At 40.3% G+C, this 19,047-nt stretch carries 11 protein-coding genes; 5 read left to right on the top strand and 6 right to left on the bottom strand.

Annotation, left to right across the window (positions count from 1 at the left end; genetic code table 11):
- Positions 1-1,101 precede the first annotated feature (1,101 nt).
- Positions 1,102-1,491 carry a winged helix-turn-helix domain-containing protein gene (locus AC1HJP_RS03255; RefSeq protein WP_480360342.1) on the bottom strand — a complete coding sequence of 130 codons (390 nt, stop codon included), beginning with the start codon at positions 1,489-1,491 and terminating at the stop codon, positions 1,102-1,104.
- 240 nt (positions 1,492-1,731) lie between these two features.
- Between AC1HJP_RS03255 and AC1HJP_RS03250 the strand changes: the two genes are divergently transcribed.
- From AC1HJP_RS03250 to AC1HJP_RS03240, 3 genes are all read left to right on the top strand, one after another.
- The gene (locus AC1HJP_RS03250) at positions 1,732-2,385 is read left to right on the top strand and encodes a hypothetical protein (RefSeq protein WP_480360341.1); all 654 of its coding nucleotides are present in this window, start codon (positions 1,732-1,734) and stop codon (positions 2,383-2,385) included.
- Positions 2,386-2,431: 46 nt separating this feature from the next.
- On the top strand, positions 2,432-4,045 hold the full coding sequence (locus tag AC1HJP_RS03245) for a hypothetical protein (protein WP_480360340.1): 1,614 nt from the start codon (positions 2,432-2,434) through the stop codon (positions 4,043-4,045).
- Positions 4,046-4,234: 189 nt separating this feature from the next.
- Positions 4,235-6,652, top strand: coding sequence for a PAS domain-containing hybrid sensor histidine kinase/response regulator (locus tag AC1HJP_RS03240; protein WP_480360338.1), 2,418 nt, complete (start codon positions 4,235-4,237; stop codon positions 6,650-6,652).
- Between the two features lie 407 nt (positions 6,653-7,059).
- Here the strand turns inward: AC1HJP_RS03240 and AC1HJP_RS03235 are convergent, their stop codons facing one another.
- On the bottom strand, positions 7,060-7,692 hold the full coding sequence (locus AC1HJP_RS03235) for a LysE family translocator (protein ID WP_480360337.1): 633 nt from the start codon (positions 7,690-7,692) through the stop codon (positions 7,060-7,062).
- A gap of 809 nt (positions 7,693-8,501) precedes the next feature.
- The gene (locus tag AC1HJP_RS03230) at positions 8,502-10,568 is read right to left on the bottom strand and encodes a M13 family metallopeptidase (RefSeq protein WP_480360336.1); all 2,067 of its coding nucleotides are present in this window, start codon (positions 10,566-10,568) and stop codon (positions 8,502-8,504) included.
- Positions 10,569-10,820: 252 nt separating this feature from the next.
- Here AC1HJP_RS03230 and AC1HJP_RS03225 point away from each other — a divergent pair, with 252 nt between their 5' ends.
- Positions 10,821-11,432 (top strand): rhomboid family intramembrane serine protease, encoded by a 612-nt coding sequence (locus AC1HJP_RS03225; protein WP_480360335.1) that lies wholly within the window; start codon positions 10,821-10,823, stop codon positions 11,430-11,432.
- 3 nt (positions 11,433-11,435) lie between these two features.
- On the opposite strand, the gene iadA is transcribed toward AC1HJP_RS03225, so the two are convergent.
- The 3 genes from iadA to AC1HJP_RS03210 are packed head-to-tail and all read right to left on the bottom strand — an operon-like array spanning position 11,436 to position 16,968.
- The gene (iadA, locus tag AC1HJP_RS03220) at positions 11,436-12,608 is read right to left on the bottom strand and encodes a beta-aspartyl-peptidase (RefSeq protein WP_480360334.1); all 1,173 of its coding nucleotides are present in this window, start codon (positions 12,606-12,608) and stop codon (positions 11,436-11,438) included.
- A gap of 3 nt (positions 12,609-12,611) precedes the next feature.
- Positions 12,612-14,012 carry a putative basic amino acid antiporter YfcC gene (gene yfcC, locus AC1HJP_RS03215; RefSeq protein WP_480360333.1) on the bottom strand — a complete coding sequence of 467 codons (1,401 nt, stop codon included), beginning with the start codon at positions 14,010-14,012 and terminating at the stop codon, positions 12,612-12,614.
- 34 nt (positions 14,013-14,046) lie between these two features.
- Positions 14,047-16,968 (bottom strand): TonB-dependent receptor domain-containing protein, encoded by a 2,922-nt coding sequence (locus tag AC1HJP_RS03210; protein WP_480360332.1) that lies wholly within the window; start codon positions 16,966-16,968, stop codon positions 14,047-14,049.
- A 451-nt stretch (positions 16,969-17,419) separates the two neighbouring features.
- Here AC1HJP_RS03210 and AC1HJP_RS03205 point away from each other — a divergent pair, with 451 nt between their 5' ends.
- Positions 17,420-19,033, top strand: coding sequence for a cyanophycinase (locus AC1HJP_RS03205; protein WP_480360331.1), 1,614 nt, complete (start codon positions 17,420-17,422; stop codon positions 19,031-19,033).
- Positions 19,034-19,047 lie beyond the last annotated feature (14 nt).

Genomic DNA, 19,047 nt, shown 5'->3' with positions numbered 1-19,047 from the left:
TAATTAGGATCAGGGTGGGGGCTAAGCTTTAATCGATACCCACAAAAACCCTTTTTTAAACAATCAAAATAATTTCCTCGCAGTTTAAAAGGCTAATAGTTGCTCGTTAGAGCGTGAGTAGAGTAGGGGTAGCAATCTGGTTTTGGTACCAAGCAGCGAGCGACACTGCTGTGCATTTACCAAAGATCTTGTTAGATCTCGTCCATTTTACAGGTTATTGCACTACCATCAGGCTACGTCCATCCATTCCACGAACATAGATAATCAACCATTTTTAGGTATTTCAAGAAAAGTACTTTTGCACCACATTATTTGTGAATTGAAGTTGAGTAGTTGAGTCGGGCTACACGTTATGCCCTAGCATGAATACGGTTTTTACAAAATTATGATGGTATGGTTGTAACCTAATTCAGTGCTAAATTAGTTAAGCGAAAGCAACATTAGAGAACCTCAGCTTCAGTCTTCAGTTGCAAAATCTAATCAGCTTACAAATTGCCTAAATACAGTACATTGGTTCCAAGGTTTTGATGGTCAGTCAAGAAAGCCTAATTCAATAAGACATTAAAACCTATAAATGATGCAACACTAAAACCTATAGATGACAACACATAAAAATTCTTTGCCGAAGAATAAGAAAGAAATGACTAAAACAACCATTAGTCTAGCTAGCAGAAGAAATCCCACACTTTAAAAGAGCTCAAATACTTCATCTCTAGCGGTAAAAGATAAACCCCACTGAAAAGCGGGGTTTATCATCAATCTGAATGTAAAAACTTACATGGTAGGTTTTCAATTTTTAATATTTTTAAAGAAACCACGCCACCAGCTTTTCTGGTAGAAATTCTCTTTATTTAGCTGAACTGCGTAATCAAACGCTTTTTGACTTACCTCGATGAGTAATTCATTTGAGTATTTGGCTCTATTTCTCATTATTCTCTTTTCCCGAGCGAGTTTACCGATTGCCGTCATATCTTCTTAAGGGCCTTATTTAATTTTACCTTTCGTATTGTTTAGCCAAATCCACCACGTCGAAAAAAGTGGATAACGGTAGCTGAGCTGTTGCTAAACTTGCCATTTCAGACTGAAAGGGAACACAGTAAATTAGCTGTGCCTATTTATGGTCTCATTGTTGTTTAGATGAGTTGCCTGCTTGAGGGCGTCACTTGTTTCTGAAGGCAGAGATGTACGGGTTTCTACTTTGGCTATGAGTCGGTACCCTAATTTACGTCTCGTTACTATGTAGCGGGAGTCCTTGGCTGAATCACCGAACATGGCTCTGAGCTCTGAAATCATTTTATTAATAGAGCTATCCGACACCTCATGCCGCCATACCTTTAACACCAGTTCGCGTTTGCTCACCAGTCTGTCATTGTTTTCAACTAGAAATTTCAGTAGCTCGAATGGGGTTGACGTAAGCTCATAGAGCTCACCATTTGGACATTCAACATGTGCCAATTTGGTGTTGAAAAAGAATTCTCCGATTTTGTACAAGTGCGACTCTAAAAAAATACCTTCTATTAGTTCCCATTATCCATGACTCAGAGTTTTGTCAAAAAAACTGTCGCATCGCTACAGGCCTTATATTTAAAGGGGTGGAGTAAAAACAACGAAAATACAATGTTTAGGTAAGGTTTGGGGAATGTTTGGTGTGTCCTTAAATTGGGGTCTAAGTAAGAATGCGCACCACTCGAATACTCGAGTTACTTAAACAATGATTGAGGAGAACTAAAAATGTTTAAGAAAACACTTCCGGCAATGGCTGTAGTAGCTGCTTCTTTATTCGCTGGTGGCTGTGCCACGCATGCAGTTGTAGAGCAAGCTGTCGTGCAGAAAGTGAATAGTGAAAAGTTTCAAAATAAAGCTTTTTCGTATGAAGTGCTTTATAGCCAACCTAAGCCAGGTATGTTCACAGGTGGCGAGCAACTACCATTAACACCAATTGAAGATGCAGAGCTATCTGTTGCGTCTGCAAAAGTGTTAGGCCGACTGAATGAAGTACTTAGAGCAAACTTACCAGATTCTGTAAAGCTAGTAGACGAGCAAGGTGACTTTAGTTTGCATGTGGCGATTACTGCTCGCGACAAAAAGGGACCAGCATTCGCTGATTATGATATGGCCGCATCAATAGGTAAATCTCTACTAACAATGGGGTTAGGCGCGAGTGAGTACACAATTATTGCTGACTTTGATGTTGAGTATTCGCTGCTGAGTGCAAGTAATGAAGTCATTCATAAAAACATATTTAAAGTAAACGAAGAACTAGACCATGAAAAAGGTCAGTGGGAAACCAATCAAGTAGGCGACAAGCTCGCTGAGCAACTGCTTGAAAAGCATATCAACCTAACTCTTCAGCAGTTTTTAAAAGCCGCTGCAACCAAAGCCTAACAACAATAATTAGCCTTATTAAAACAAGGCATTCAAGAAGTAAATTATGTCAAAAATTATAAAAACACTCCCTGCGATTTTATTATCGTGCACTTTGGTTGCATGTGGCGGTGGCTCTGACGACGCTGACTCTTCAACAACCCAAACAAACTCTCAGAATGGCAATAACACTGGTTCAACAGAGTCTAAAGACAATGCGCCGACGATTACTATTAACTCAAGCGAGCGCTCAGTAAATGAATTAGAGCAGCTCACATTATTAATTAAGGTTGAAGACGATAAAGCTGTAAGTGCGGTGACAGCGCTGTCTAGCTCTGAGTCTTTGGTGGTTGAATCTGTTTCTGAATCTGAAATAGCGCTGAGAGCGGGAAAAGTTGAGGCCGATACTAAGATTACTTTAACGATTACCGCAACTGACTCTGGCTCAAACAAAACTGAAGAAAAAGTAGAAATCACCATAACGGATGTGCCTAAAAAATCACTGAGTGATTATGTATGGCAAGAGCAGGCGATTGATTCTGAGTTTTCAATTGCATCTCCTATGATTGCCTCAGCAGGCGAGCTTGGAGTTATGGTTTTGCAAGACTACGCAAGAAGAGGTGTAGGGCGATTTAAACTGGGCACTTTTAGTAATAACGATGTTACTACCTTTAAGGAAGAAGCAGACATCACGCTTGGTGATTACTTCCCTGATAATAAGAGCTACTTCTTTGTTCAAACTATGCCTATGCCAACTTTGGTAGCAAACGTAAAAGGTGAGGCGATTTTTACTTGGTTAGATCGCTTTCTTATTAAACGTGGTGCAGATGGCACATGGACTAAACCAATAGAGTTATTGGCTCACAATGAAGGTGAATTTAAAGCAACCCACATTAATAAAGACGGTGAAACCTCAATTGTCTATGCAACTCCTTACAATTACGAGCAAGGAAAGGGAAGCCTAATGCTTTTAAAGTTAGACAGTGAACTAAACACAGTTAATGCAGCGAGTGAACTGACACATTCAGTGAGTGACGAAGTGGGCATGAGAGATGTTATATTTTCAGCGAATGGCGACTTTAAAATGTTAGTTGATCAGAACCTGTTAGAAGTTGAGGGCAATGAAGTTAGCGTAAAGGCATTGTCAGTGAAGGCAAGACGCTTTTTAGGTGATAATTACATTCTAGCCTTTAACGAAAACGCCGTTAATTCTGAACTAAATTTAGTATATGAGTTGACTGATGGCGAGCCAAAGTTAGTTGCGAAAGGTGGTAAAGAAAAGTTAGGTGCTTTCTCTTTCGCAACGAATGGCAAAATTATGTCATTCATCAACAGAGGCTATAATATGTATTCTGATAAATTGGTGTGGTTAGTAGACCTTGAAACTGGTGAAACAATTTATGATGAGATATTAAATTGGAACTTGAATACTGTCGCTTTAACTATGACTGAGGCAGGTGAAACCATTTTAATTCATGACACACCTACAAGTACGGCTTACGGCCGTATAATTGATGCGAAAGGTGAATTGTTATCGTCTAGAATTGTTGGAGATTATGGTTGGTCTGGTATTGATCACCCGGCGCGTTATGTTGGGTTAATCAATATCAATGGTGAATACATGGCTACCGTAACAAGTGGTGAGGGCGCTTTTGTTTCAGTTTTGAAGCAGGCCGACTAATACTTACTGACTTTTAAATATCTCTTTGAGCTAATGTGTAAGATGCATTAGCTCATTATTATACTTTTAGTAACGTTTTTTGATTGAATTTTAGCCTAATAAACCTTTTTATTACTCATTATTTTCAGTGTAACTATTTTATTTAGAACTATACTTTTCACATGTTTTCTTTTCTGCCACGGTAAATAAGTGCAGGTTAATCAAAATCAATTAGAGCTCGAAAATAAACAACTCAAAGAGCGTCTTTCTGAAATTTCACACGAAAGAGATAAATATAAAAAACTATTTGAGGTTTCAGCCGATGCCTTATCTATCATAGATCTTGATTCAAGAAAGTTTATAGAGTGCAATCAGGCAGCAGTTGATATGCATGGCGTGCAAAGTATTGACTGTTTTTTAGAATTAAGCCCAGCCGATCTATCACCAGAATATCAAGATTGCGGTCGCCGCTCAGATGACATGGCTAGAGAGTACATACAGCAAGCAATAGAAGTGGGCCCACAATTATTTCAATGGACACATTCACGTGCTGATGCAAGTACTTTTCCTTGTTTGGTTTCTCTAACCCCCCTGATTGTTGGTGAAACTCGATTAATCTTAGCAATTGGTAGAGACATTTCTGAGTTAATGAAGGCTGAAGCTAACCTTGAGTCATTATCTTCTAAGAGTAAAGCGCTCGAAGAAGCGGTTTTAGAAGAACAAGAAAAATTCGAAAAATTTGTCAATCTTGCGCCTGTAGGTATAGCAATAAACTCAATGGAAGATGGTAGCTTTGATTTTGTTAATCTTGAATTTAGCAAAATGACAGGTTATTCGGTCGACGAGTTAAATAATATGGATTATTGGGCATTAACACCTAAAAAGTATGAACAGCAAGAAGCAGAACAATTAGAGTCATTACAGACATTTGGTTCTTATGGGCCTTATCAAAAAGAGTATATAAAAAAGAATGGTCAGACTTATCCCGTTCTACTCTCAGGCATAAAAATTACAAATAAGCATGGTCAAGAGTTTATCTGGTCTGTTGTACAAGATATTTCAGAGCAAAAGCGTATTGAGCATGAAATACATGAAGCAAGAGAAAAAGCAGATGCACTGGCTTTACGTCTGCAGTTAGCAAATGACTCGGCTGGTATCGGGGTTTGGGAGTGGGATTTAAAAAGCGGTGAGTTAGTTTGGGATAAATGGATGTACAGTTTGTATGGTATTTCTGAATCGCAGTTCTCTGGTGCCTATGAGGCTTGGGTCAATAGTGTGCACGAAGACGATATAGATGATGCCAAAACACAATTAGATAATGCCATTAAAGGCACTGGAGTATATGAACCTGAATTTAGAGTGACCCACCCTAATGGAGATGTCAAAACGCTCAAGGCAAGTGCCGAGGTACTAAGGGACTCAAAGGGGGAGGTGTTGAAAGTTATAGGTGTTAACTATGATGTAACGGACCGAGTTAAAGCAATGCATACTCTCACAGAAGCAAAGAAAGCGGCAGAAAAAGCCGTAAAAGCAAAAAGCGATTTCTTGGCCAATATGAGTCATGAAATTCGCACACCCATGAATGCAATTTTGGGAGCATTACAATTACTCAAGGGCGCCAAACTACAACCGGACTTAAAAACGGTATTAAGCAACGCTGCTTTTTCTGCACGAAGCTTACTGACGATTATTAATGATATTTTGGATTACTCAAAAATTGAGGCGAATAATCTACAGCTAGAAAACGTGCAGTTTTCAATCACGGAGGCGCTTGAGTCAGTTAAATATGATTTAGACCCTATTGTGAGTCGTAAGCAAATTACCTTCTCGGTGAACAAAGCAAAAGATCTCACTGAATATTGGGTTGGTGATTTAGTTAGAGTGAAACAAATAATCTTAAACCTTACTTCTAACTCAGTAAAATTCACCGAAAAAGGCAGCGTCAACCTCAACGTATCTTGCCAATCTATTAATGAGCAAGATAGTTTATGTATTGAAATTATTGATACAGGTATAGGCATGACTCAAGAGGCGACAAAGCGAGTATTTGAGCGTTTTGAGCAAGCAGATACATCAACCACAAGAAAGTACGGTGGTACAGGGCTTGGGATGTCAATAACCACTAATTTGATTAAAATGATGCAGGGTAAAATAGATATTAAAAGTACTGTAGGTAAAGGTACAACAGTTCATGTCTCATTACCTCTTAAAAAAGTAGCCTTTGTATCTCAAGAGAGAGTAAGGCGCTCATTGTCAGCACCGTGTTTAACGGGTAAATCTATCTTAGTTGCGGAGGATAATGCCATTAATAAAGTACTGATTGAGTCGATGCTTAAGCCGACAAAAGCAGAGGTTATGATTGTTGAAAATGGTAAGCAAGCTTTAGAAATAGCACAGAGTCAGCAATTCGATTTGGTCTTAATGGATATTCATATGCCCGTAATGGATGGCCTCGCAGCGCAATCAATTTTAAAAAAACGTGTTCCACACTTACCTGTGATTGCATTAACCGCGAATGTTATGAAAGAAGATATCGAAAAGTACCTGAATTATGGATTTATTGCGCATATTGCGAAACCCATAGATATGAATGATCTATATGGTACTTTGAAATATCATTTAACATAAACGACTTGCTTTGAATTACTCTCAAAATAAAGGCTTTTGCATCTTCCTGTAAATTTATTGATTTAGTTAACTCTGTTTTTAGAAAAAAACGGGGACAAATAGGGGACAAATAAATACTTATTTGACTCTATAGAAGGTTATGAAACATTCATCTAAGCCAGTAAAAATGGGCTTTAATAAGATTAAATAAGCCTAAATTACCCTGCTGTTATTAGGCTTCAAAATGCCATTCTAAGCTTAATGCTCTGAATTAAAAGATTTGTATTCTATTTATCCCCACAAGGGACAAATAGGGGACAAAAACAAATGAAAGCTCAGGTAATAAATCGCCTGAGCTTTTTTGTATGTAAGAGGTGTTTAAACTAATTTGTAACAATCTGCCTAATAATAAAGTGTATTTTTAGTTATTAAGCTAATACCTGAAATACTTCTGGTGCTGAAGTATATAAAGCGAAACAGGCTATCAGTAATAAGATTGTCCCAGAACATTTATTTATTTTATTTGCAGTGTTTTCTTTTGATACTTTAGTGAAGAAAAAAGAAAGTAAAAATAACACTGCGTAATCTAATATTACCCAAATCGTCAGTAACACAAACATTGAGGCGGTTTTATTGTCTGTGACATTAAAAAATGTCGGAAAGAAAGCAATAAAAAATAAGATATCTTTTGGATTTGAAATACCAATTAAAAAGCCGCTTCTTAACCAAGACTTACTTTTGTTCTGGTCTAAATTTTCTTTCGATATATTAACTTTTGATTTGAGAGTGTCTATAGAAAAGTAAATAAGATACAGCGCGCCAAAAAATGTTAGAAAGGTAAGAGCATGATCATTGGCTGAAAATATACCATTGATCATCAAAAATGATACGGAAATTAAAATAATAGACGCTAAGTTAGTCCCAATGATTGTTTTCATCCCCGCTGATATTCCGCCATTTACGCTGCTATTGGCGACCAACACTGCAACAGGCCCTGGGGTACCTAAGAAAACCACAATTGAGCTTATGTATAATAATATTAGAGTGTAATCAATCAGCATGTTTAGTTTCCTTTCTTGAACTTATTAATGGGCAGCTTGTAACCCATTGGTTGTTTGATGGAAGTAATTGTCGCTTCCATTTCCTTTTGAAAAATCACAAATCCTTTGTGCAAATTTTTTGCATAACAATATCCATCGTAAGTTAAAGAAAAAGAGTGGGGCAAGTGAATTCTAAGAGAGTTAAATTGACTTAAATATAACCAATACGGTCTTAGACTTTAGTGCAGTTTTGTTTATATTGGTTTTCATGTACTTTAAAAGATTTTAGTAAGTCACATGCATTGCGTAGGGCAAAATTATAGCCGCACTTTGATATGAGTGATCCTGCGGTACAGACATGTTTATAACGTATCACTTTTAATTCGGTTACAATTTCATAATCCGGATTTTATCTGTAAATTATTTAGTATGAAAAATATTCAGCAAATGTAGGTTTAATACATATTCAACATAAATGAGGCTTTATAGATTGTTATTTTAACAAGCGAAGGCTTTGTGACACCTCTGGCTAATTTCGCGATAAAATACAAATGCCTCATTCAGTTTATAAATATACTTATGTGACAACATGAGCTCCTTTTGGTTACACGATAAATAAATCTTACATTGAATCAGAGGGAGTGTTTGGAACTTTGATTGTAAGTACTGTTATTGATATATCTATATTATTGGTGCACTAGAAGATCGAAGTAGGTGGAATAATCGCTCTTGATACGTACTTTAAAAGAAATAAAACGGTTTAGCAGTAAGCGTAAATATAAAAGCCCAGCAAAAATGCTGGGCTTTTTAAGTATTAAGCTTGTTGCTTATTACCAGATGCGTACACGCTCTTCAGGTTTAAGATATAACTTATCACCTGGTTTTACGTCGAACGCTTTGTACCATGCATCATGGTTACGAGGTGCAAGCGCACGGAAGCGACCTGGTGCGTGTGTACCTGCACGAAGCTGGTTTAGCATGCTTTGCTCAGTGCGCTTTTCTTTCCAAACTTGTGCCCAAGCTAAGAAGAAACGTTGGTCGCCAGTTAGGCCATCGATAACTGGTGCCTCTTTACCATTTAAGCTCAGCTTGTACGCGTGGTACGCCATTGCTAAACCACCTACGTCACCAATGTTTTCACCAAGGCTGTTTCGGCCGTTTACGAAGTTACCTTCGATTGGCTCGTATTGGCTATACTGAGCTGCAAGTTTGTCAGCTTTTGCTTCGAATGCTGCACGGTCTGAGTCTGTCCACCAGTTACGTTGGATACCTTCAGCGTCAGACTTAGAACCTTGGTCGTCAAAACCGTGACCCATTTCGTGACCGATAACAGCGCCGATGCCACCGTAGTTCACTGCTGCGTCAGCATTTGGATCGAAGAATGGCGGTTGTAAAATTGCGGCTGGGAATACAATTTCATTGAATGAGCTGTTGTAGTATGCGTTTACGCGTTGCGGTGTCATACCCCAACGGTTACGGTCAGTTTTCTCAAGCTCTTTTGATGCGCTGTCATCTCTGAAGAATTGACGAAGATTTTTAACATTGCCTATTAGATCATTGTTTTTAAGTGCCAAGCCATCAAATGACTGCCATACATCTGGGTAACCAATTTTAGGTACGAATGCGGCTAGTTTAGCTTGTGCGTTTACCTTTGTTTCTTCACCCATCCAGTCTAAACCTTCGATGCGCTCGCCAAGGGCTTTACGCAGGTTTTCAACGAGTTCAGACATTTGCTCTTTAGATGACTCAGGGAAGTGCTTATCAACGTACACTTTACCAATTGCAAAGCCTAAAGATTGTGTACCAGACATTTGGCTCACAGCACGCTTCCAACGAGGGCGAGGCTCTTGCTGACCACTCAGGTGCTTACCGTAGAACTCGAAAGATGCGTTGAAGATATCTTCTGAAAGCAGGCTTGCATTGCCACTGATAGCGTGGAAAGTCAGGTAATCTTTCCAAACAGCAAGGTCTTCTTTATTCACAAGGTCAATCATTGCTTTGATTGGCTCAGGCTGAGACATATTTAGCTGAGGTACTTTGTAACCTGTTTGGGCAAAGTATAGATCCCAATTAAAACCAGGGTACTCTTTAGCCAAGTCTTCACGCTTGATTTGGTTTAGTGTCAGGTCGCGGTTACGACGCTTTTCACGTGGCCAGTGGCCTTCAGCCATTTTTGTTTCTAGTGCAAGGATTGCTTGTGCACGCTTGGTTGTATTTTCTAAGCCTGCAAATTTAAGCATGTTTGCGATATGCGCAACATATTCTGCGCGTGTCTTATCAAAACGCTCTGCTTCTTCTAAATAGTATGAACGATCCGGTAAACCTAGACCGCCCGCACCCATAGACATTTCATATTTATTTGGATCAAGGCGGTTAAACCACATGCCACCGCCAATCGGTGAGTTTACGCCTGTTAGCCAAGACTGACCGAATGCTTTTGTTAGGCCGTCAGTATTATCGATGGCTTTGATCTCATCAAGTAGGCCTTGAATTGGTGTGATCCCTAATTTGTTAAGGGTTTCAACATCCATAAATGCGTTGTAGAAATCAGCAATCAATTGCTCTTCTGCATTTAAGTTATCGCGAGAAATAATGTCTTCGATGATGGCGTTAACTTGTTTTTCACTGCGCTCAGCAAGTGACGTGAATGCGCCGTAACGCGTTTTGTCAGCAGGCATTTCGTAGTTTTTATACCAAGTACCGCTTGCATACATGAAGAAGTCGTCACCTGGTTTAACGCTTTCATCACGTGCAGTTAGGTCAACACCGAATGTGCCAAGTTCAGCTTTGCCAGCTGTTTGTTCTACTTGTTGTACTTTTTCAACTTTTGGTTCTGACTCAGAACAGCCAGCTAAAAAGACAGCGGCTAAGGCTGTCGCAATAACAGTTCTTTTCATTGTTATCTTCTCTTTTTAATTGAGTAAAATCTCAATCTATGTTTTAAGTAAGAAATGTTCCTCATTAAACAACAATTGAGGAATAAACCCATTGTCAGCTCACAAACAGTGAAGGGCAAGTTTTTTAGGTAAAAGAGGGAAAAATGCCGTTGAATAGTGAGAGTTCGTGTTAATTTTCTCTAAAAATGACGTAAATTAGATGAATGATGTCTAGCTACAAACTTTTGCAAATAATGAAAGATGCTAAATAGAATGAATGAAAAAAAGCGCACAAAGCTTTTCCCATACAACTTCAGATTATTACTGTTAGCCATGCTGCTCATGCATGTGCTTATGGTAGTGGCATCGTTTTATCCTCCTATTATTTCTAATTTCGGGTTAGTGCCTCAGATCCCTGAACGTTTATACGGTATTTTTACAGCACCTTTCATCCATGCGAGTTGGGGTCACTTAACCGGGAATACCATTGGCTTATTTATTAGCGGATATTTAGCCAGTCTGCAGACTGGGTTTAAACGAGTCACCGTCTTTATCATGATTGTGACTGGGAGCTTGGTCTGGGTATTTGGTGAGTATGGTAATCATATTGGCGCATCGGGCATTGTGATGGGCTATTATGGCTTTTTATTTGGCACAGCTGTGTTCAATCGTAACTTGGTTGGTGCAATTAGTTTTACGGTGTTAGTTGGCGTCACCTATTATATGGATTTTGCTTTTTTGGCGACATTGCTAGACTTTTCTGCTCAAACAAGTAGTTCTAATCATATTTTCGGTTTTGTAAGTGGTTTATTGGGGGCCTATATATTTAGGGGGAAAATAAAAAAGCCTAAATCCGCTAAAAGCGAAAATAGGCTAGTGAGGTAAACGTTATGCTTTTTTGAAGAATCCAGGTGTAATAACCTTTTGCTCTTCAACCATCAGTCGTCCGTTGCTCCAAACATTATGGATTGCTAAGTCTTCTTTTCTTAACAAAACCAAATCAGCATCGCCTGCAACTTTTATCTGTCCTTTAGCTAAGCCAAGTATATGCGCAGGGTTTTGGGTGATAGCCATTAACGCTTGTTCAAGTGGTACGTTAAACTCTAATACAGCTTGTTGAAATGCATGTAAAAGCGATGACTCTTGGCCCACTTCAAAGCCAATCAAGTTATTGTGCGCATCATAAATAGGCAAGCTTGCATGTCCATCCGAACTCATAGTGAGTTGACCCTCAGCGACGCCTTTTTCAAGACAGTAGGCAAGGGCTTCTGCGGCAGCGAGTTCCCCATGTGCTAAATCATAGTCTGTGGTACTGGTGGTGAAATCTATGGTGCCACCGGCTTTGCAGAACTCAATACCAGCCATCAGCAACTCTGAATTACGATTCATATGCGTTGGGTAAAACATATCTAAAGGTAGCTCAGTTGTTTGAGCGACTTCATGCAATCGAGTGAGTTGAGTATCGCCACTACCAACATGAATTGAGACTGTGCCTCTTTTGCCGCTTAGCAACCCTGCAGTGCGTGATTCAGCGGTGACTTCGGCAAGTTGTTGGGCGGTGATTTGGCGTCCGCGATGATCTGCAATGGCGACTTCACCGACACCGATTATTTCATCGATAAACATGATGTCTTTGCTGATCGAATCAGTGAGCGTTTTGATAGGCAAATGATAAGAGCCTGTATGGCAAAAAGCATTTAGGCCTTCTTGTTTTAACCCTTTTGCTTTAGCAACCAAATCAGCATGTGTTCGGCTAATATCGTCAGTGCCAAGCGCGCCCACGACAGTGGTTATACCATTTAAAGTTGCATCAGTGAGGTGCATTTCGGGTGTACGACTGGCAAATCCGGCTTCACCTCCGCCACCAATGAAATGCACCAAAGCGTCAACAAACCCAGGCGTTAATATAAAGCCAGTGCCGTCAACTAGATTGACGAGTGTGTCATGATGAAGCGTAATATTTTCTTCGATGGCAATGATTTTTTCACCGCCAAAGAGCACGTCTTTTTTACCGAGGTGTTGTGGTGCATATACCTCAGCATCTTTTATAAGTGTAAGCATAATTTAATGATAATTTATTAGTTGAGCGAAAATCATGGCAAATGTAGAAAGACCAAAAAGCACCAACATAAAGCGCCAAATGAACTTTGCCCAATCGCCCCAAGATAAGTTAACCACCCCTAAGCAGCCAATAAGACTCGCAGAGGTTGGAATGATGATATTGGTGAGGCCGTCACCAAGTTGAAATGCGAGCACTGCCGTTTGCCTAGAAACGCCGACTAAGTCAGCCAAAGGCGCCATGATTGGCATGGTTATAGCTGCTTGCCCTGAGCCTGAAGAAACAAAAAAATTGAATACAGACTGGAAGACATACATCGACCATGCAGCTATCACATCGGGTATATGTGATATCACACTGGCACAATGATATAGCAAGGTGTTAAGCATAGACGGTGAGTTTAATTCACTGCCACCTAGTAATAAAACCAGCCCTTTTGCTAAGCCAACCAACATAGCAGCCGGTAACAATGCGGCACTACCATGTTTAAATGCGTCGACTGACTCAGATATGGTTTGACGTTTACCAAGTTTGGCAATGATGGTCACAATTAAGCCCAAAATAAAGAACTGTGCTGCAAGTTCAGGAATGTAATAGCCTTTTGCAGTAACACCATAAATGACCCAGATGATCACAGCCAAAAATGCGATGAGTAGTACTTTATCGACCGCGCCGAGTTGAGCATGAGACCCTGATGTTAAGAAGTCTACACTTTGACGAGATTGTTTGGCGTAGCGCATAGTAAACACCAAGCCTGCTGCAATAAAAATAGCAGTTAATGCAATACGCAGCTCTGCACCCGAGAACACCTCAAGCCCAGCAATGCTTTGTGCGATGGCAATACTAAATGGATTCATTGGTGAGGTGGCAAAACCAATTTGTGTTGCAACATAGGTAACTAATACGGTTACATAAGCGTTGTATCCTAGCTTTTGCATAATAGGGTAGAGCACAATACAAAACGCAATGGCTTCTTCCCCCATACCAAAAATGGCGCCACCTAGGCTAAAGGCAATAAATAAACTAGGTATAAATAACCAATCAATTTTTTGTGTGTTATTTATCAGCGACATCACGCCATTATCGATGGCTTTGGTTTGCATAAGCACGCCAAACGCCCCGCCAGTGATTAAAATGAATGCGATAACGCCGATAGCCGCGCCATTTTTGTCACCACTGACTAGCCCTTCAAATAACACGTTAAAGAAGCCGAGAGTCCCACCTTCGCCAAACAGTGCCATCGGGGCAGGTGATGCAATTTGACTAAACTGCGACAGCATGACCGTATTCGTTTGCTCTGGTGTATCAAAAAAACCAGGGAGTACAAAAAAAGAGGCCAGATAACATAGTACGACCATCATCATTAAGATGACGAAGGCATCTGGCATTTTATATTTTTGATGCATGTTAATTTAGAATGGGGTTGCCCCCATTCCTCCATTAGAACTTAGCTGATAAGCCAATTTGATAAGTCGTACCAAACGCATCATGGTTAATTGAATCAAAGCCACGCTTTGAACCAAATACTGCGGGTGGTGCTTTATCAAATAAGTTTTTGATACTGGCTCTAATAAACAGGTTTTCACTCAACTCTAGACCTGCATTGAGATCCATCACAGTCCAGCTATCTACGGTGTGTTGCTGTTCTGTATCGAGCAAGCCTAGTTCGTCAAGCTCATCAATTTCACGGCCTTTTAAACCTTCAATATCATCAAGGTAACTGTCAGTATAGTTGGCAGACAAAGAGATGTAGTAGCTATCAGTGTCTAGTGTGACAGAGAGTCGGCCAACATTTTCAGGGTATCTAAATGTACCTACAAGGGACTCGATTTGATCTGAGCCTGGCTTATTGCGGTCATATTCAAGATAGTGTGTTGCATCTAATGCCAGTTTTAAATCGGCAAAACCCAATTCGAATCTGTGATCGAACTTAATATCTAACCCGCGAATATTCTGAGTGCCGGTATTTTCAAGCTGGATAACATGATCGCGATATAGTTGCAGTGATTGCGAACGAGGGTCAAACTCTGAGATATAAGCACCTAATATTTCAGATAAGTTCGCGCCAGTCTCATCAATTCTAAGTCCTGCATTATCGGTGACACTACACACATCTTCACCATATGAAATGCCCATTTGATTTTGCGGTACGATGCCACAGTGGCGAAGTGAGGCGTCTGAAATGGCGCGATCTAACACTGCAGTCATGTTGGTATCAATGACTTCTTTGTAATCAAACTGCCAATAATCGATCATCAAAGTGGTCTGCCTTGAAGGACTCCATGCAAAGCCAATTGAAAGTGAATCAGATTCTTCAGCGTTTAAGTTTTCATTACCTAACTCTAAGCTGTTTACGCTGACAAGTGTGCCATCGCCTTCACAATATAGGTCTGCAATTGCTTGGTTTGCGCCGCAATCAAAAGATGAAGTAGTAGTACGAAGTTTGACACCTGCTTGCGTTAAAGACGGTGCTCTGAAAGACGTTGCCCAACCCGCGCGAAGTAAGATAGTGTCAGTAGGTCTGTAGCTGATACTGACTTTTGGGTTAAACGTTGAGCCAAAATCATCAAAATGATCGTATCGACCCGCTAATTGCATCTCGACTTGCTCAGTGAGCGGAACATAAAGCTCGGCAAAAGCACCGTATTGCGTACGCTCTGCTTCAGCTATGCTCGAGCCATAACCAAATACATCGACCAAATAGTCATTTTCAGCTTTTGCTACTGCATTTGCAGATGGAATATCGGAAAGCTCTTCCTTACGGGCTTCAAATCCAAATGAAGATTGCACATCAATATCACCGAGCGTGAATAACTCGCCCGAGAAAGTGAGATCGATACCATAGACACGACTTTTCCCTTCGCGCGTTGGCATTGCTTGAGTGAGTGCAAGAATTTCATCATTGTTTGCATCATCGACCAAGAATGGGTTATAAAAATCAAGCAACTGACCGCTGTTACAGGTAACGCCGTTATCACCTAGAGAGCTAATTGAACCATCAGAGCAAAGTTCGCCTGCCAATGCTGCATGGAATTGGTAACGGTTATACACGCCATTAATTGCTTGTTGCTCTGAGCGAGACTCAGAGATCAGCACGCCTGATTGCCAATCCCACTCTCCAAGTTGACCTTCAAGACTAGAAACTAGGCGGAAGTTTTTAGATTCTACCTCAATGGTTCTTGGGTCGTTAAATCGTGCATCAAACCGGAAGCCCCATTGTTCTTGGCCTAAGTAAGTATCGAATGGGTCGATATACATAGCATCTAAGAGGGCGTTATTACCTTGGGCATCATCAAATATAAATAACGCATCTTCTTTCACCCAAGGGCCTTCAGCATCATCAAGCTGATTAATGGCTGCTGGCGTTGAATAGGCGGTTGATTTAGTGGTGCTGTAAAAAAACTCAGTGTTCCAGATTAGGTCATTAAATGCTTTATTAACCATAAAACCTGCTGATAGGCTCTCGAATGGTGCGCTCAATACGTCATCTTGATTACCATAATAGGCGCAAATTTCTTCACCATATTCCGTTGTGACAAGTTCAGTTTTACAGCCTGGCGCGCCTATTTCATTACCATCTTGGCTACTGTAATAATAAATATTAGGGGTATTTTCGAGTTTCGGCAGGTAAGAGTAACTGTTAAGCAAAGACGGCGTGGCAGTGTAATTACGGTCTGAAGCATTAAACTGGTTTTTATCGAAGTAATCAGCAAACACGGTGACATTGCCACCTTCAATTTCGCTGCCCCAGATCAGGTTAAGTTGCTTTTTGCTCTCGTCACTGTCTTCAAAGCTATCTGAAAATGATACATCCAGCTCTGCACCGGTGAAGTCTTTTTTCAGAATGTAATTAATGACGCCAGCAACCGCATCTGCGCCATAAATTGCAGAAGCCCCGGTCGCTAAAATTTCAACTCGCTCAATGGCAGCCAGTGGAATAGCGTTCACATCGACAAAGTTTTGTGTGCCAGCAGCAAAAGAGCTTGGCGCAATTCTTCGTCCATTGATGAGCGTCAATGTGGCCGAAGGCCCCATACCACGTAAGCTGGCAGCTGCTTGACCTGCAGGAGTTGAAGTCGACGTACTGCCACTTTCACTGGTAGTGAAGGTGCCCGCACCACCTTTGAGTTGTGGTAAATCCTGTAAAAGCTCAATGACAGAGGTAGCCCCAGAGCGGCTAATGTCTTCTGAAGAGATAATGGTTACGGGTTGAGTACCTTCTAGGTCAACGCCTTTAATGCGAGAGCCTGTGACTTCAATACGTTCGACTTTTTCTAAACTTGCTTGTTCTGATTGTTGTGCATGAGTGTAGCCACTGCTCAGCAACGCTGCAGCAACACCAAGAAATAACTTGTTGTACATGTTTCACCTAACTTTTGGTTAGCTGCCGACGCAATTTGGGTAAACAGATAGGAGCCTTACCATCCTCAAAGACATTTAACTGAATTAAGAGAGCAGGTAAAAGACGTAACTATCCTGTAAATGGCATTAATCAGCATAAAGCTCGCAAGATGATCAAGGCCTTCGACAGCTAGAATTTATTTTTTATGATTTTTGAGGTGGGTTGCATACCAATAGACAACACCACGGTATTGATACCGTGTGTCTACTCGTCGAACCACTCCGAAAGGTAGTGAGGTGAGTAGAAGTAGCAAACAAGCTTAAACGCTTTTTTATACATAGCTTCATCTCTTCATTTTTGACAATGCAAACTGGCCTGTGCTAGCTTGCTTCCTGCAATGTTCATAAAAGTTATATCACAGCTTTTTTTGTGATGACAAGTCTGATTTTTTAAATTTATGGAAAAGTCCGTATGAACTTTGCTCGTTTTTTGTCCAGTATCAGTCTGGGCTATTTGTTACTTTTTAGCGCGTCATCTATTGCGCAAACCCTTTATCTAATTGGCGGTTCGCTTAAAACTTGCTCAAGTCAAAGTACTCAAAATTGTTCAGAAAAAGTCAATTTTGAAAGTGCTGCTAAGCGCCAACAATTATTTTTTGTTCATGACCTCACGCTCAATGCTGTGAATGAAAAATGGCCAACTCATAACACACAACATAAACATCGAACTAGGAAGTTGCTTAATGCAATTAAATCGAAGACGTTATATTCAAAATCAGCGCTGATAGCTGCAATTAAGCAACAAGATAGCTACTTGTATAAGCGTTGGAGTAATGAAGAATATTACTTTGTTTTTGATATGTTAGAAGTGCCTGTTTTGTATGAACAAAGTAGAGCGAAAGAGCAAGTGCTAACTGAGTTTAATAATGAACTTGCCAGTACTGAGATTTTAAATGACATTGTAAAAACGCTAAAGCTGCAAAACAATAACAAATTACTCTTGAGTACTGCATCTTCTCGCGACCCCTACGAGTCAGCCGATTTCTATCAGGGTCTTTTTAGCGTTTATGGCATAGAGGCAAATTGGTTCGCATTGACTCCAGCTTTAGCTAAAGCAATTAGTAATAACGATTGTGACAACCTAGATATTTACCGAAACAAGCTCAATAACGTGTTTAATCGTGAATTGGTTTACCCCGACTTAACTGCGCAAGAGCTGGCTCTGTGTAAAAAGGGCATCGACAACCTCACTCAAGAAATTAAAACCGCTGGTGGCATGATGTTTAATGGTGGCGATCAGTCTCTTACAAAACAGGTGATGGTTGATGCACAAACAGGCAAGGCGTTTCCTTGGTTGAAGGCGATACAAAATCGCCCAGTTTTGATCGGTACCAGTGCAGGTACAGCGGTGCAGTCTGGTGGCAAGAACACATATGGGCAAGTGCCTATGATAACCAATGGCACAAGCTTAAGCGCGCTTGAGTTAGGGGCATTTGCCGAAGCGCCACCAAAGCAGAATTGTCAGCAACATGGTGGATGTGACGCTTTACCCCATGATGCGTTGACGTATGACAAAAGAGGTGGGTTAGGCAGCTTTCGTTTTGGTATTTTAGATACGCACTTTAGTGAAAGAGGGCGCACACCAAGGCTAGCGGTATTATTAGCTGAAACAGGTCAAAGGTGGGGTTTTGGCGTGGATGAAACCACGGCACTTAAAGTTGAAAATAAATCGGAAAAGTTTTCAGTACTAGGAAAACAAGGGGTAGTGTTAATCGAAAAGCTTTCAGAGCAGTCATTTTTATATAATTTTTACCCGACCGGCAGCAAGTTCGAGTTGCAGCCAAATATGGAAGGTTTTTCAGAGAGAAAAGCAAATGGGCGAGTAGAATATTCAAAGGATTTGATTGTTGACGCTTCAATAAGAGAAAGGTTAAAAGCATTTTGTGCTGAAGACATATCAAGCCTAATTAACAAAGAGCAAGATATAAAAAAGAGGGATCTCATATTTAGAAAATTTGAACTTACTCGGTGCGAAGAATTAGGCCTAAGTATGAAAATTGAAAACCTGTTGATGGAGATTAATTAACTCATACGGGTGTT

It is taken from the genome of Pseudoalteromonas sp. NFXS53, assembly GCF_056629255.1.
This window is presented reverse-complemented; position numbering and strand designations above follow the sequence as displayed.